At 35.8% G+C, this 16,399-nt stretch carries 11 protein-coding genes and 2 pseudogenes; 1 reads left to right on the top strand and 12 read right to left on the bottom strand.

Going from position 1 to position 16,399, the window contains the following annotated elements; translation table 11 throughout:
- Nucleotide 1 precedes the first annotated feature (1 nt).
- The 4 genes from A8L44_RS07625 to A8L44_RS07610 form a co-directional block, all read right to left on the bottom strand.
- Nucleotides 2–1,138 (bottom strand): acyl-CoA dehydrogenase family protein, encoded by a 1,137-nt coding sequence (locus A8L44_RS07625; RefSeq protein ID WP_066103795.1) that lies wholly within the window; start codon nucleotides 1,136–1,138, stop codon nucleotides 2–4.
- Between the two features lie 21 nt (nucleotides 1,139–1,159).
- Nucleotides 1,160–2,350 (bottom strand): acyl-CoA dehydrogenase family protein, encoded by a 1,191-nt coding sequence (locus tag A8L44_RS07620; protein ID WP_066103793.1) that lies wholly within the window; start codon nucleotides 2,348–2,350, stop codon nucleotides 1,160–1,162.
- Nucleotides 2,351–2,624: 274 nt separating this feature from the next.
- A complete protein-coding gene (locus tag A8L44_RS07615) occupies nucleotides 2,625–4,697 on the bottom strand; it encodes a helix-turn-helix domain-containing protein (RefSeq protein WP_066103791.1) in 2,073 nt (690 codons plus the stop codon).
- Between the two features lie 366 nt (nucleotides 4,698–5,063).
- The gene (locus A8L44_RS07610; RefSeq protein ID WP_066103789.1) at nucleotides 5,064–6,572 is read right to left on the bottom strand and encodes a class I adenylate-forming enzyme family protein; all 1,509 of its coding nucleotides are present in this window, start codon (nucleotides 6,570–6,572) and stop codon (nucleotides 5,064–5,066) included.
- A gap of 451 nt (nucleotides 6,573–7,023) precedes the next feature.
- Between A8L44_RS07610 and mbcS the strand changes: the two genes are divergently transcribed.
- Complete coding sequence (gene mbcS / locus A8L44_RS07605) at nucleotides 7,024–8,604, top strand: acyl-CoA synthetase MbcS (RefSeq protein ID WP_066103787.1); 1,581 nt, start codon at nucleotides 7,024–7,026, stop codon at nucleotides 8,602–8,604.
- Nucleotides 8,605–8,692: 88 nt separating this feature from the next.
- Here the strand turns inward: mbcS and A8L44_RS07600 are convergent, their stop codons facing one another.
- The 8 genes and pseudogenes from A8L44_RS07600 to A8L44_RS07570 all read right to left on the bottom strand — a co-directional run bounded on the left by A8L44_RS07600 (nucleotide 8,693) and on the right by A8L44_RS07570 (nucleotide 16,299).
- A complete protein-coding gene (locus tag A8L44_RS07600; RefSeq protein WP_066103785.1) occupies nucleotides 8,693–9,142 on the bottom strand; it encodes an OsmC family protein in 450 nt (149 codons plus the stop codon).
- Nucleotides 9,143–9,237: 95 nt separating this feature from the next.
- Nucleotides 9,238–9,396, bottom strand: a complete 159-nt coding sequence (locus tag A8L44_RS18900) for a hypothetical protein (RefSeq protein ID WP_175354256.1) — start codon at nucleotides 9,394–9,396, stop codon at nucleotides 9,238–9,240.
- A 369-nt stretch (nucleotides 9,397–9,765) separates the two neighbouring features.
- Nucleotides 9,766–10,432: pseudogene (locus A8L44_RS07595) on the bottom strand (vWA domain-containing protein).
- Nucleotides 10,433–10,482: 50 nt separating this feature from the next.
- A pseudogene (locus A8L44_RS07590) lies at nucleotides 10,483–11,112 on the bottom strand (TerD family protein); the annotation flags it as partial.
- Nucleotides 11,113–11,309: 197 nt separating this feature from the next.
- The gene (locus A8L44_RS07585; protein ID WP_066103781.1) at nucleotides 11,310–12,392 is read right to left on the bottom strand and encodes a toxic anion resistance protein; all 1,083 of its coding nucleotides are present in this window, start codon (nucleotides 12,390–12,392) and stop codon (nucleotides 11,310–11,312) included.
- A gap of 54 nt (nucleotides 12,393–12,446) precedes the next feature.
- Nucleotides 12,447–14,072: a YceG family protein gene (locus A8L44_RS07580; RefSeq protein ID WP_066103779.1), complete on the bottom strand. Its 1,626-nt coding sequence runs from the start codon at nucleotides 14,070–14,072 to the stop codon at nucleotides 12,447–12,449.
- A gap of 312 nt (nucleotides 14,073–14,384) precedes the next feature.
- Complete coding sequence (locus A8L44_RS07575) at nucleotides 14,385–15,173, bottom strand: HAD family hydrolase (protein WP_302621339.1); 789 nt, start codon at nucleotides 15,171–15,173, stop codon at nucleotides 14,385–14,387.
- 16 nt (nucleotides 15,174–15,189) lie between these two features.
- Nucleotides 15,190–16,299: a cysteine protease StiP family protein gene (locus A8L44_RS07570; RefSeq protein ID WP_066103774.1), complete on the bottom strand. Its 1,110-nt coding sequence runs from the start codon at nucleotides 16,297–16,299 to the stop codon at nucleotides 15,190–15,192.
- Nucleotides 16,300–16,399 lie beyond the last annotated feature (100 nt).

The raw sequence follows: 16,399 nt of genomic DNA, 5'->3' as shown, positions 1-16,399 counted from the left end.
TCTACCAATTAAGAGCTGTAGCTGCCTTTTCTCTATATAATCTCGAATTCCCTAGATATGTTTGATAATATTGAGCTCTTTTTAAATACAGATGACAGTCAATTTCCTCTGTTACTCCTATGCCTCCATGAATCTGAATCCCATGTCCAGCTAAACGAAGATACGCTTCTGTAATAAATGCCCGGGCACTATTAACTGCCACTGCTGCATCTTCTGCTTTTTCATCCAGAGCCCAAACAGCATAGTAACTTAACGATCTTGCCGTCTCCAAATCCAGTTTCATATCTGCAATTCGATGCTTGATCGCTTGAAAACGTCCGATTGGCTGGCCAAATTGAACGCGGATTTTTGCATATTCGGCACACATTTCTACGATTTTATCCATGCCTCCAACCATAATTGAAGTAAGGGCGGCGTTCAGATATAAAAGTCCTTCCTCAATGGCGTCCTCGCCTCTATGTAATTCGCCTAGAATCCGAGAGTTGGAAACGATTACATTTTTGAAGTTGACTTCTGTCAGATGACGAGTTTCATCCATCGCTTGAAGAACCCGATAATCTACACCATCATCATTTCTATCTACAAGGACAAAAGAAATACCTTTTCCATCCGTTTCTGATTCAGAACGAACTAGCACTAGATATGTATCTGCCAGATTGCCTTCAGGAACTAATGTCTTAGACCCGTTAAGAATCATTGAATCTCCGTCAAATTTTGCTGTCATTTGAATATTATTCAGGTTAAAACACTTTCCTGGCTCTAACCATGCAAGTGAAATGGTTCTTGAACCGTCTGCAATTCCTGGTAAGTATTTTTCTTTTTGTTCGGTTGTACCAAACTTTTCAATCATCGGTGCTGCAAATGCGACGGTTTCTAAATATAATCCTGGTAATAATGCACGTCCTAATTCTTCGAGTACTGGAACTTGATCGACTGTAGTTAATTCAGCGCCTCCATATTCTTCTTTCACGGTGATTCCCATACAGCCCAATTGTGCTAGACCCTTCCATGTCTTGGTGAGTAGCTTCGTATTATTTTTCGCCATCTCCCGAGCAATCTTTGTTTGCCCTGCGCCATCTAAATATTTTCGGACCGATCCCCGAAACATTTCCTGTTCTTCATTTAAAGAAAAATCCATTTTTATTGCACCTCCGTTTCATTAACGTAAATCCTTAGGCAATCCCAATAATCTTTCACCAATCGTATTTCTCTGTACTTCGCTTGTACCTCCGCCAATCGTAACTCCAAAGGAAGACAAGTATTCTAATTGCCAAAAAGGATTGGCCAGTGCATCTTCTTTCCATAAAACACCTTGATGCCCCTGAATGGATACAGCAAACTCAAACAAATCCTTTGTTAATTCGCTGCTCATTAATTTATCCATCGAGCTTTCTGCACCAGGATAGCCTCTTTTCATAGAGGTAGTAATATTGCGATAATATGTTAAAAGTACACCTCGACAACGAGTATAGAGCTCAACCATTTTTTGTCGTGTAAACGGATCTTTTATGAGCGGCTGGCCATTTTCCTTCAGTTCATTCGTTAGCAACACTAAATCAGAAAATTGCTTCTCCAGAGTGAATATTTGTGCGCCAATTCCAGTTCGTTCATGGAGCATTAAATTAATCATTACCTTCCAGCCTTCATCAATTTCGCCAACAATTTCTTCATCATAGGCAACAGCGTCATTGAAATAGACCTCATTAAAATCATGCTTTCCATTCATTTGAATAATGGGACGTACTTCAACACCTGGTTGTTTCATATCTACTAGAAATACCGTGATTCCTTTATGCTTCTTTTCTAAATTGGAGGTTCTCGCAAGTAGAAAACAACGGTCTGCCAAATGCCCATAACTCGTCCAAACTTTTTGTCCATTGATAATCCATTTGTCGCCCTGTTTTACAGCACTCGTTTTCAATGCAGATAAATCAGACCCGGCATTTGGTTCAGAATAACCCTGACACCATACTTCTTCAGCATTAAGTATTTTGGGGATAAATTTCTCTCTTTGCTCTTCCGTTCCAATATCCATTAATGTCGGCCCAACCATATGGATTCCAATATAATTAATAAGATGTGGAGCTCCTGCTCTAACCATTTCCTGATGATAGATGATCTCTTCAATAACCGAGGCACTTTGACCGCCATATTTTTCTGGCCAAGCGATGGCAACCCATCCGCCATCATTCATTTTCTTCTGCCAGTCCCTCAAAAATTGAGCTTGTTCTTCTTCGTTTTCTGGCAAATCTCGTTTACCTTCGATCCAACCCTCAGGTAGATTTTCCTCTAACCATATCCTTAATGTTCGACGGTATTCTTCCTCTTTTTTTGTAAAAGAAAAATCCATTTCATTATCCTCCTTCGGCAATCATCAAGCTCCTCACAAACATAACAACTATAATTTGTATTTTAGTAATACAGATTTTTGAATACAATGTAGGTTTTTACATAATTTCTTTGTAATGAATTGAAGATTATATACTAGTTTTTGCTGGAGAAGGAGGTAATGTGGAAGAAAGTTATATAAACAAAGAGAAGGCATTGCCTTCTCGTAAATGAATATATGAGGTTTTTATTTTAAACATCAATAATAATGGTGGAAAATATGTCGTAATTTGAGGCTAAGAAGCTTGGTTCAGTGATTTCTTAAGATAACAGGCTAGTTGAAGGCGTAAAATGTCCTCTGCGTCTTCAAATGATATACTGAGACAATCTTCAATCTTCTTTAATCTTTGGTAAAGTGTATTGATATGGATAAACAATTTAGTAGCCGTTTGTGATGCAGATCGATTCAATTCAAAGTAAGTAATCAATGTTTCTTCGAATTTGCTGGCTGCATGATGAGGTGTCTGTAAGGGTTCAAATACCTCCTGCAGAAAACGGTTAATTTCTTCTTTGTCTTGATTGATAAACAACCTGTTCAGTCCAATTTTCGAGTACTCTATTATATCAGGAACTTCCTTTGAAACAAGATATGAGAGAGCCATCTCCGCCTCATTATGAGATTTACCAATCAGGGATAAATCGCTATATGTTGAACTGATTCCTCCGCAGAGTAATCTGCCCTTTTCCTCCTCATTCCACATCACAATGGTTTGTTCTAAAATCTGCAGAATATAAGGGTATGATTTGGAATCGGGAAGGCAGAAGAGAACGATTGCTTTATTATGGTCACCGAAAATGGTTTGAATATAAAAGGATAATTCTTTTTTTAACTGAGCCACTAAACGGTGTATATAGGTGTCTAGCACTTCCTCGTCCTGATTTCCTATATACTGAAGGATTACTGAAAAAAACTCCTCCTGCTCCTTAATTCCTAATTCAGTTGCCTTAGATAATAAAGTAGTGGAATCTTTGCTCTGCAGCAATTCATAATATAACTCTCGACGATTTTTGTAATAAAACTCGACTAAATTCTTTTTCTTAACCAGTTCAAGTGCAAGGACAGAATATCCCTGTTCTAATGCGATATGGTCTAGCTGACTTAAGGGTTCCTTTATCTCGATAATAAGACAGCCAAGAATTAAATTTTCTGTACGGATTGGATATAGACAATGGGACTCTTGCTCAGATGTAATAATTTTGTATGGCAAACCATCTTCCATGTTTGTAATCGTACGATAAAGTTTTTGGTACGTATAAGAATAGGGCAGTTTTTTTCTTTCAGGTATGCAGCTATTTTCGATTAGGTCTACAAATATTAATTTTTTCCCTATTATTCTGTTTAGCTCACGAATTACCTTTTTTGCCCCCTTATTCTGCAGGGATAGATTTGTTAGTGTGGAATGGATATCGTCTCTTTTGAGCAGAAGTTGATTTTGATTTTTGATATCGGTGAATAACTTTGCATTTTTAAGTGCTACACCAATTTGAGAAGAAAAGCCTTGCATCAAGTGTAAATCTTGTTCTGTTAGACTCTTACTTGATTTAACCTGGCCAAGGATCATAGCACACTCAATTTCGCCATCAACAGCTATTGGAGCTGAAATTAACGATTTGACATGACGGGGAAAGTCATAGGTAGAATCCCAATATTGATTATTTTCTGGAGAAACAGTAGCCATCTTTAATAAAAGCTTAGAAGTATCCTTCACGAGCTCCGGAGTTCCATTCATGAACATTTGTCCAATAGATCCTTCTCCTATTCTATATTTCATTTTCCAAAGTCCGTCCATAACATGGCCAACTGAAGTCTTACAAACTATACGATCTAATTGCCGGTCATATAACCACAAAGTACCTAAGTCAGCGGTTGGAATAACTTCCATCGTATTTTTTAATATTGCAGAAAATATTTCTTCAATATCTAACAAAGAAGTAGTCTGACAGATACTCTCTATGATTTTATCGATCTTATATCGGTTTGCATGTAAAGCATACTCACTGTATATCGGATAAAGAAAATAATACATTAAATCCATTTCTTTATCGTCAAACTTAGTTGATTCAGATAAGCAGACGGATACTATGTATTGATTAGGATATTTGAAATAAAGATATGTTTTACGTTCCTTAACTTCCTGAGTAGATATAAAATCCATTAAGTCTATATGCACTGGCTCGAAAACACCTAAATGTTCCCCGCCCTCAATTAAAATAGAATCTGAAGTTTCAGGACTTGATAACCAAATTTGATACGGGCAATGAACACCTTTTTCCTTCAAAAATGCCTGCAAAACATTTTGGTTACTCATATTTCCTCCTCTGGATATAAATTATTTTTAAAAGATATTCACGTATTCTGTCATAGGTATGAATATATTGTCTGTCTACATTATAATATTAAATTTCCTAAAATGATTAATCAATCTTATTTATATCTGAAAATTCAGCAAAATTCTACAAATACTTATCGATAAAGCTATTTCTCATATGATAATGGCAAGTAACGTTAATTATGAAAAAGGTGATAAGTATACTATGTATATTTAATTACTATTCAGTCAGCTTTACAGGTTCTTTTACTCGAATAACAGCAAAAAATCTCACAGTACTTTGACTGAGAGATTTTTTTGAATTGCTGAGCAACCATTAATCACCTAATTTAAATAGGCGTCTTCCTATGCCTTCACAGCATTATCTCGCAAAGTATGTTTGAGTACTTTCCCGCTCGCATTTCGTGGTAATTCTTCTACAAAGATAATTGTCTCGGGAGCTTTATATTTCGCGAGATTTTGTTGACAGTAGGTTTGAATATGCTCCGCTGATAGATGTCGTCCCTCTTTTAGCACAATAAATGCCTTAGGAACTTCTCCATAAACAGGATGAGGAATACCCACTACAGCAGCTTCTAATATTTCATCCAATTGATACAAAACCTCTTCAATTTCAACTGGATAGACATTTTCCCCTCCACGAATGAGCATATCTTTTTTTCGATCAACAATATATAATAATCCGTTCTCATCTAACCGACCCAAGTCTCCGCTATACAACCATCCGTCTCTGAGTGTCATGCGAGTTGCTTCTTCATTTTTTAAATACCCTTTCATTACTTGTGGACCTTTAACAATGATTTCTCCTACAGCAAAAGGAGGAACGTCCTCTCCATCTTCACTCACGACGCGAACCTTTGTATAGGGCAAAGGCTCTCCAACTGAACCGATTTTTTCTAGTGCATAATGATCTTTTAGGGTTGTTGCCCCTGGAGAGTTTTCTGTTTGCCCATATAGATTCTGAACCTTTACATTTGGGTAATAGGTCTTTAATCTTTTTACAAGTTCATATGGCATAGGGGCCGCTCCGTATGTAAATAACCGTAGATGTGATAAATCAGTCTCTGTCATATTAGGTGCATTTAATAACGTACTATAAATGGCGGGAACTCCAAAAAATATCGTGACTTTTTCCATCTCCATGGCTTTCAAAGTTTGTCCGAGTATAAAAGCTTCTTCAATGATGACTGTACCGCCGTTTACGATTGTTGGGATAGAAAAGCAATGACTGGCTGCACAGTGAAATAAAGGTGTAACGATTAGTGTACGATCCTCAGAAGTTGTTTCTAGTGACTGTGCCCAGATTTCAGCAATAGCTCGTACATTTTCTGCTGATAAACATACACCCTTTGGTTTACCTGTAGTTCCAGATGTATAGAAAATAACTGCAGTATCTTCTTTGTCTATGTGCTCTTGCCGGAAAGGGATAGAATGATCCTCTAAAACTGACTCTATAGTGTTTTTTTCACCAGTTTCAAGAATATCCTTAAACTGTTCCACAGTAGAACTTATTTTCTCTAGTATTGGATTTAAACGAGCATCATAGATAAGGGCCTTAGCTTCTGAATGCCGCATAATATACTCCACTTCTGGAGCTGCAAGTTTTGTGTTGATCGGCAATACTGAAAATCCACCTAATTGACAAGCGTAATAAGCAATTAAAAAGGTATCCGAATTAAATAAGTAAAGAGCTATGATATCTTCTTTTTGATATCCTTTTTGCTGAAAGAATCCTGCTAGGTTTTGTGCTTTTTGATAAAAATCTGAGTAGATTGTTTCTTTCCCCTTAAATGAAGTAATCACGCTGCTGGGTTTTGTTTGTGCATGTTCACGTAATTGCTCAAAAATAAACACTCTAACATCCCCTTTGCTTATTAACTAGTATAAGTATAACGGGCTTGGAATCATTATTTTGTCGATTTATAGTCGTTTAATTAAAAGTTGATAGGTTTCCCTTTTTTACGTATATAGAATTCTATATGGTTTTCACGAATCATCTTACTAAGTTAAACCTATTATTCCACCGTAATACTTTCCATTCTTCCGGATGGATAGTCTAATATTTTTCAAACAATCTATAAGAAATAAAATAAAGATGCTGCATTGATGTACTCACCTATTAAACTTTGTTCAATTTTATTCTTCTGCTATGTCAACCTTGTAAGCCGTTACAAAAATTATTCCTATTCTCTTTCCTTTACTTGTCAGTAAAAAATAGCTAAAATTGTTTTTAATACCTGATACTAAAAGTTGCATATGACAACAGGTATCATATACTTGATTCGTATTTTAGGAGGATTTTTTTATGAAAAGAGAAGAATTAATAGCTCCTCATGTCTATAATTTAACAACTGAAATTGAGCGTTATACCAATGATCCAGAGAAATTGGCTCTAAAGTGGGAGAATCAGGATGGTCTGACAAGATCAATTACATATAAACAATTAGTCGATGAAGCTAATAAAATAGGAAATGTATTTGCTGAAGCGGGATTACAAATGGGTGATAAAATACTGGTGATTGTTCCCCGTATAATCGAGGCTTATGCCATCTATATGGCAGCATTAAAATCCGGTATCGTACTTATTCCATGCTCAGAAATGCTCCGTGCAAAAGATTTGGCTTTTAGAATTCAGCATGCTGAAGCCCGAGCGGTAGTCTGTTATGAAAAATTCACAGCTGAAATTGATGCGGTGCCTGACTCTGATAAGCTGATTAAATTCAGTGTCGGCGATGCTAAAGATCAATGGATTTCACTAGAGGAAAAAGTGAAAACAGCTTCCTCTCAATTTAAAGCTGCCAACACCACCAGGGATGATATTGCTTTGTTATCCTATACTTCCGGCACAACAGGCAATCCAAAGGCAGTTGTACATACTCACGCCTGGGGCTTTGCTCATTTAAAAACAGCTGCAAAGAATTGGATGTCTATCAATGAAAATGACCTAGTGTGGGCAACAGCCGCTCCTGGGTGGCAAAAATGGGTGTGGAGTCCCTTCCTATCCGTACTTGGAACAGGAGCAACGGGCTTCGTGTATAATGGAAAATTCAATGCTGATACCTTTTTAGCTTTGCTAGATAAATATCGAATTAATGTTTTCTGCTGTACACCTACTGAATATCGGTTAATTGTAAAAAGTGAAAATCTACATAAGTACAAATTACCTTATCTCCATAGCGCAATTTCCGCTGGTGAAGCACTAAATACAGAGGTAATAAATGCTTTTTACAATCAGTTTAATGTAACGATTCGCAATGGTTATGGACAAACCGAGAGTACATTATTAATCGGCCAATTAAAGGATATCCCAAATAAGCCTGGTTCCATGGGTAAAGCTACACCGGGAAATATAGTAGAAATTGTCGATGAAAATGGGCAGCTGTGCCAAGCAGGTGAAGTTGGTAATATAGGTGTTCATCTTAGTACACCTGCTCTGTTTAAAGAATATTATAAAGATCCGGAACGTACACTTTCGCAAAGAAAAGGTGAATACTTTATTACAGGTGACCGAGCTTTAAAAGATGAAGAAGGTTTCTTTTGGTTTGAGGGTAGAAGCGACGATATTATTATTAGCTCTGGATATACAATCGGGCCGTTCGAGGTGGAAGATGCTTTAATTAAGCATCCTGCCGTGAAGGAATGTGCAGTCGTAGGAAGTCCTGATGCGATTAGAGGAAATATTGTTAAAGCCTTTATCGTCCTAACAGACTCTTATAAACACCATTCAGAAAAAGAACTGATTGCAGATCTTCAGAGTTTTGTAAAAACGTTAACCGCTCCATATAAATATCCGAGGAGCATTGAATTTACCGAGGCACTACCAAAAACGACTTCAGGAAAGATTCGTCATGTACAATTAAGAGAAATGGAACTAAGTAAAGACTAAATATCAAACGACCCGACTTCTAAGTAAGTTGGGTTTTTTGTCTCTATATAAATAAAAACCGTCACTAATACCGCGACGGTGTAAAATTTTATTTTGTTTGTGTGACCTTAACGCCTTTTGATACAACTTTTGTTGGATTGATTAAGGTATCAAGTGCTGGGCAATGTGCTTCTATATAACGGATAAATTCCTCGATTTTTTCTTGAGGCGCATTAGACTCCATATGGACGAAATAACGAATTTCCTCTAAACCAACTTTTGCACCTGGTTTTCCCTTGTAACCGCCCGTATCTAAATCACCTTCAAGCTCGATCACTAAACGATCGTATTGAATTCCCATTTTATCCGCATAACTTTGAGCCATAATGGTTTGACAAGCACCGAGTGATGAAAGAAGGAGTTCTAATGGGTTCATGCCAAGATCTGTTCCTCCTGCTCTTTCCGGTTCATCAATTGTCACCTTATGTCCCCTTGCTTCGACCTCGACCTGTACATTATTAATTAAAGTTGCTTTTGATTTCAGTGTCGTTTTTGCCATCATCAAGCTCCTTTTACACGTAGTATATGAAAATGAATAGCTCTCTCACGTTACTGATCCGTTAAAACGATATGTTTGTAGATTGTGATTTTCTTTTATTTCTTTTTGTGGTGATCCGATTCTTTTCGTATCGTCCCGATTTTCTTATCACTGCGTGTATCCCTGCCATTACGATTTCGAATGGTCCCGGGTGTGAGCTCATATTCTTTTTCAAAATTGCCTAATCTGCAATCGTCACTTGTCTGTTTTGTCAATATAGATCACCCCTATATCATTTATATCTGACTATATAGGTTAATACCACGAAATATACGATTCTATTCATAGGATCGAATAGACTGCAAAACAAGGTGCGAACATATGTTCTTTTTATTAAAAATAGCATTTTGTAAAAATTACAGTCATAATCTCTAATTTTTCGAACTTTTATAAAGAAAATAGCCAATGTTCGTGTTTTTCGCCAACTCGTTGGTGTCCGGTCGGTGGAGCAACCGCACTTAGCTTCTCTAAATACGAATGAAACCATTTCATAAACATTTAACGTTTGTATTTATGTGTGGTATCATTCAAAAATTATTATCGAGATTCATCCTTGTTAAGGAGATATTAAGCTTTTGAGTGAATTATCTCAAGATTCCCTTTTGCTTTGCTTCCTCTAACCATTGTGGAAATTCGTTTAATAATTGATCGAACAATTCTTCATCGGACACATCTTCCAAATTATATAGATGAAAGAAATTTGCATTAACCACAAGTCGGCCTTCCATTGTATCCAGCTTTCTTAACACATCAAAATTAGAATCACCTATACCTACAAACTGCCAGAAAATCGGCATTTTTGAAGAATTTGCAATAATCTTTTTAATACCTGATTTACATCCGCCATCATTAATAAATACTAAAAAGACTGGCTCATCTGCTGGTTCTTCTTTCATATATTTATGTATAACATCTTTCATAACTTGTGGTTCGTCATTTCTTCCAAACTTATGTATGGACTGATTATTTACTATCTTATCATTGACATAATTGACAAAATCCTTTTCTGTAACAACAGGCAGCCTGGAAAATTCATTGTCATAGACCCATACATCCAATGAACCGTTATCATTAAATTGGCTTGCTACAGCCAGGATTCTCTCTACTGTTCCTGGACAACCCCGTCACGGTATAAAGCTCGCATAGAACCTGATATGTCTAACACAACTCCTACTCTGGCTACAACGCCTTGTAATTTCTTCTTCTCAAAACAACTTTAGCAATATTCTTTTTTAATAAGATCGGCTGCATCCGTAACTCTCCCTTGTTATTTTTTAAATTGCTATCTGTGGTACAATCTTTTATTTTGAACCACTTACCCAGTTCATACCCCAATTAAAAGCACGATCCATATCCTGATGACCCTTAAAGTACTCTACTAGTCTTTCCACCTTGAATGTTTCGTTGTTAACATTTTCTATCATTGCTATTGCACACATATTTTTCCCGTTCAGATGTTCATCTAGTTTTACTTCTACATCGGAACCTCCAGGATACTTAAGAGTTACGACACCGTCTGCCTGAGACCAATTAGCTACTCCTTGATATATAAATGCATATACTAAAATTCGCTTGATTTCGGTGACTTTATCTCCGTTAATCCGAAGATTTTCTCCGCCTATGGCACTTCCCGTACGGTCATCAGCATCCAATTTTATAAAAGGTCTTGCGTTATAATTGCCAAAAGCATTGCCAAGAGCTTGGACACAGCCTTTTTCTCCATTTTTCATTTCAAATAAACAACCAAGATCAAGGTCGACATTATTAGACTTACCGAATAAAGCAGACATGAATCCACCGGATTTAGGAGCACTTTTTTGATTCCAATTTAGGTTTACGAGCAGTTCTCCGAGTGATTGATTCGTACTTTTTGTTAGATTGATATTTTGTCCTTTTTTCTTTAATTCAATTTTATTTAAGTTAACCATTATATTACACCTTCCTTATTTGTATTTTATTTACATAAATTAATTATTTTTTAATTTACAAATTTTAGATAGAAAAAGAATCATATTAAGTCGATATTTCAAATGAATCGATAAAAAAGCTAATATTCACTCGAATTACCTGCCAATTGGTGATATAGAATAAAAAAAACCCTATCTTCACTATAGATAGGGTTAATCGGTTAGGATTGGGATAGGACACGTTTCGCATCCTCTCTAATCGTTTCCAAACGTTTTTTATCTTCAATCCGTTGCATGGACTGTTCTTCTTTAACCTTTTTATATTCATCTATTCCTTTAACAATCGTATCCCACATATTTTCAATGGTATCCATTTTAATACTAGAGCTACCGGAACGCTGAGCAATCTCAATGCTTTGATTCATAATATCGCTAGTGACATCCTTTAACATTTGATTCGTGCGATCTTCAAATGCATTCAATGAATCTGAATGTACTTTTTGACGTTTTGCACTGACCGTATTAATAATGCCCATTTTAAAAATCGGAATGGTTGTCACAAAGGCGCTATTTATTTTTGCAACTAAATCATTATTACCGCGTTGCATTGTTTTAATTTGTGGAGCGGCAATAACAGCTACCATACGGGCTTTTTCTAAATCATCAATTTTTCTTTCTAATAATTCTTTGACTGTACGAAGATTTTCCAGCTCCATCCGAGCCATTTGATTGCCTGAATTAACTCGTTGTTCGCACTCGGGGATTAACGTCTGATTTACTTCCTCTAATTTCATTTCAGCAGCTACTACATATTTTTCTAATTCGAAATAATATTCAATATCTTCTTCATATAAGCCTTCGAGGTTTTGATTTGTCCGCTTTAATTCATCCTCAATCATCGCAAATTCTCTATGAATTTTATCAAGCTCTCCACCTAATGTTTGATATTTTTTAAAGAGAGCTTCCGTGGTCGCCTTCGCTTTTTTAAATAGTTTTGCGATGAAATTAGGTTCTTTCATGATTTCGTTTTTATCAAATCGTTTCATTAATTTCTCTAATTGAATTAATAATTCACCGGATTCATCAATTTTTGAAAGTGCCATGGTGTTTAATATTCTGTCTGAAAACTGAGAAAGTCGTTCTGCGGGTGCTCTCCCAAGTGATAATAATTCATTTTGATTTCGAAGATCCATATTTTCTACAATTTGAAGAACCTGTGCTTCATTGCGCAGCTGCATTCTAACTTCATTAGCAGACTGTTCTGTCAGATCTGTATTTTGTTTTATCTGTAATTCATTTACCATTAGTAATTTCCCCAATCATTGGAATATTTGTTGATTCAGCCTTATAGATATCAGTCAAAATATTCTTTTAATAATCTTTTTAATGAATGATTTTTCTTCTTGCTGAAAGTCTGGAATTTCTTGTTCAAAAACAATATCTTCTAGCCAATGGGTATCGTAATGAGATGGGTCTACAAAATTTTCTATATCGGTTTGTCCTGCTGGATGGTATAACACAATATCTACGCCAAATTCATTTAAAAACAGCAGCAGTGCTGCATCCTCACGGGTAAATGTACTGTTAGTTCCCATATTGTATAGAACGATTCTGGGCACATCTTGAGAATAATCGAATTGTTGTAATTGTTTCAGAAAATCTTCAGGAATCAAACTCGCTTGTTTAAATAAAAACAATTGCAAATCATATTCTGTTTCATGATTCAGCTTTAGTAATTTAGGATGTTCACAGTACTCTTTAATCGTCCAGGCGATGGCCCTTTGCAGCTCAATCGGCAAATTTCCATATCTCCACCAATTTCCTGCGAGCATTTTTTCGGGTGACAGTGCGCCATCTTTATCTAAGGAATGCTGAAAGTGAAAATGATAATTGGCTTTTGTCTTTGTCGTGAAAGGAAATTCGCGAATGTTTTTCGAGAGTGAAGAATCCTTGAGACCCTTCATTTTAGACCAATAATCCGCTCGATCTCGTGAAACTCCATTGATTTTTGTGAATATGACAGGAATGATTACTCGATCCTTATCAATTTTAAATTGAGGCCTAATCATTGCTTTTTCTTTTGCATATATAAATACATCATCATAGGTCATTCTTAATGTTGTAGATGAAGGCTTGAAATTTCTAAATTGCCAAGGTTTATAAATACCAGACTCATGATCATTTAACATGATTTCAAGCTGTTTGTTGGCTCGATACGCTACAGTTGTTTGCCGCTCTCTTTCTTTCGTAGGGAATGGTTCTAGCTTCCCTTTATTCGTATACACATAGGGTAGTGAAAATTCATTTTCTCGATCAAGATCGCTAAAAAAGTCTGTGCCGGCAGGATGCAAAATTAAAACATCACAACCAAATTCCATGAGCAGTAATAAAAAATATTGCTGACTTAAGGATAGATCTCCATACCAAACGACTTTCGGAAAATCTGAACCTATTTGGAGGTCTTTAGACCATTTTTCCCAATGATTTTTAAGCCACTTAATCATATCGATGATAAATCTGCGGAATTCAGGTGAGAGCAACCCGCTCTTCTGTTTATCTTTAAAATGTTCAACCACTTTAATGATTGATATTTGTACATGCCTGTTAATGGTAGAATCCGTATGCTTAGGTATTAAGTTTTTACCATAAAAAATGGCTATCAATCGTTTAATTGATAATCCTTTATTTTCTGTCCGATGTAAGTTTAAAACATCCTGTATAGTTTGGAAGACCTGATTATCGATTGTTTTATCCAATTCTTCACTTAACACATGTATAAAAGGTTTTTGGTGCATGTCGTATAAGGAGTTATAGTATTCATCTTCGTCGAGCGGAATACCTAATACTCGGAGACTGATTCTTTGAAAACGAAAAGTTGATTCATCTAAATGATAGGATGGTCTTGTACGAATAGAAGAAAGAAATAACTCTAACCATTCTGCTGTAGATTTGTTTAATAAAGGTTCTATTTTTATGTAATTCAATATTTAAACTCCTTTCTCTAAGATGATTCGTACATTAATATTATATATCTATTTTTTTACAGTTGCGCTAAGAGATTTGGGAAATCTGCTCTTTTTTTACAAAAAATATAACTTTGGGAGAATATTATACGCCCGTAATTAGTCAGTTTTTCTATAAACTAAAAAATCTATGATATTTTCGGTCAATTACATAGATGTTTTTTAGGAATCGCTATTCAGTTAGAAATAAAATTGCTAAAACAATTGAAAGAATGAGCAGTAACCCAGTGGGATAGTACTTTATACTCTTACTCCCACCGAGTTACAGCTTTCTTACAGGCTCAGAAGATTTTTAATTAAATCCTCTGTGGAAGCTGCTCCTTTACCTTTTAACCAGTTTATTTTTGGATCGTTCGGTTTGACATCGTAAAGCTCTCCATGCTTTAGACTATATCCTTTATCGGCAATCGCGATCATATCATAATCCATAAGGGAATCCCCGGCAGCAGTGTGAATATCATAGTCCAGCCGCTTTTTTAAATGCTCCACTGCAAAAACTTTATTTAAATTACTTGGCAGTATATAGAGTTTTCTTCCGTGCAAAAATGTTCTCCATCCGATTTTGTTTAATTCATCTTCAAAGGACAGCAGTTCTTGATGTGGTAAGGTATCTTTATTTACATGGTACATATAGAACAAGGAATCGATATAAAACTCACGCTCAACCCAGGAATCATGACGGATCTTTGCGAACGTATTTAGCATGTCATGATGTGGAAGTGAAGTAACAGAGAGATGGTTTTTAATAAAATCGTCCCACTCTGAGTCAGACTTTCCATCTACTAAAATCGTTCCGCCATTGCTCACAATCGCATATTTAGGTTTTATTTTCTGTTGAAATACTTCAATTCTCTCATATTGATATAGTGCTCTTGTCGTTACTGGTACAAATAGATGTTGTTGATTAAATTGTTGTAAAAGGTCAATAGAAGTTTGAGACATATAGGTAATAACCTGATCATCTTTAAATTCGACTGGTGTTATTTGATTATCGATGGGGTACTTGTCCATCATATTTTTTGAATAAATTAAAGTTCTGTCTAAATCGGATGTAAATAAAATAATAGTAATCCCTTCCTTATACCTCTTTTATAATTCCGCAGCATGTATAGGACATATCCCTGAATTCCTCAACCGGTACATTTCGCTCTTTAGCCAAAAACAAAATATGTGATAAATCATTTGAATGATTAGGATTGATTAGGATTTTCCAGGGTATTCTTCGCAATAAAACACGTGTTGTTTCTCCAACACCTGGTTTGATAAAATGTGTATTGCTAATATTGTAGATGTTTTGAATTCTTTCAATAGAATCCATCCCGAGCCACGTAGGTGTTTTATCTTCTTGACGTAATTGTTCCAAGGATTGTTTCACTTGCTCTTCTACTTTCCCAAAATCCTCGCTAATCGTATCCACATAAAAATTCGATAAATCTGCATCCGCTAATTCTTTATAAAACTTTGCACCATGCAAGTCATCCTTGCTCATGAATTCATAGTTTAATACAGTACGACTTACTAATCCTGATACCGTAGAGTTTAAACAAGCGGATGGGATTAAAAAGTCATCTCTTGTTCCATATATATCTACACAATGCCCTGGATCGGCTAACACGGCCAATGAAGGATCAATATAATTCGAGTGAGTTGAATTATATTTCTCGCATGCTTCAGCTAATTCAAACGTAATAGCTCCTTTTCCTGTCCAGCCGTCTATTACCTGAATGTTCGCATGAGAATGCTGCTCAAAAATATAATCAATAGCTGCCTCATCAATGCCTCTGCCGCGAATGATAGATATAGAATAGTGAGGAACATTGATTTGATATTTATAGGCGTAATAACGTTTAATCAACACTCCAATTGGTGTTCCAGCTCTTGCTAAGCTGACTAAAACTAAGTTATCCATTCCTTTACGTTCAATAATCTGTTCGGCCACTGTTCCAATAGCCACAGCTAGACGCTCTGAATATTTTTTTAATGTATCATGAAATAAATTTATATATTCTTTTGGAGGATGATATTCGACAGGGAGCATTTCCGAATAGTGTATACCAGATTGGATCAAACTTTCTCTTTCTTCCGTTTTGGTTTCAAAAACGTAATCACTAATATCTCTTAATAAAAATATGGCATCATCTTCGTTGTAGCTTCCCATTTGATCCGGTATTAGTTTTCGTTTAAGCATAAAATCCCTCCTGGTTGTATAGTGGAGCAGTATATAACTATAAAAGTATTAAACTATATATGATATCTAACAGTTCTAGCCAATTAGAAAGAAAATGGTT

This window comes from Bacillus sp. FJAT-27986, from assembly GCF_001685035.1.
Lineage (GTDB): Bacteria > Bacillota > Bacilli > Bacillales > Pradoshiaceae > Pradoshia.
Note: the sequence above shows the minus strand (reverse complement) of the source record. Positions and strands in the feature narration are given on the sequence as shown.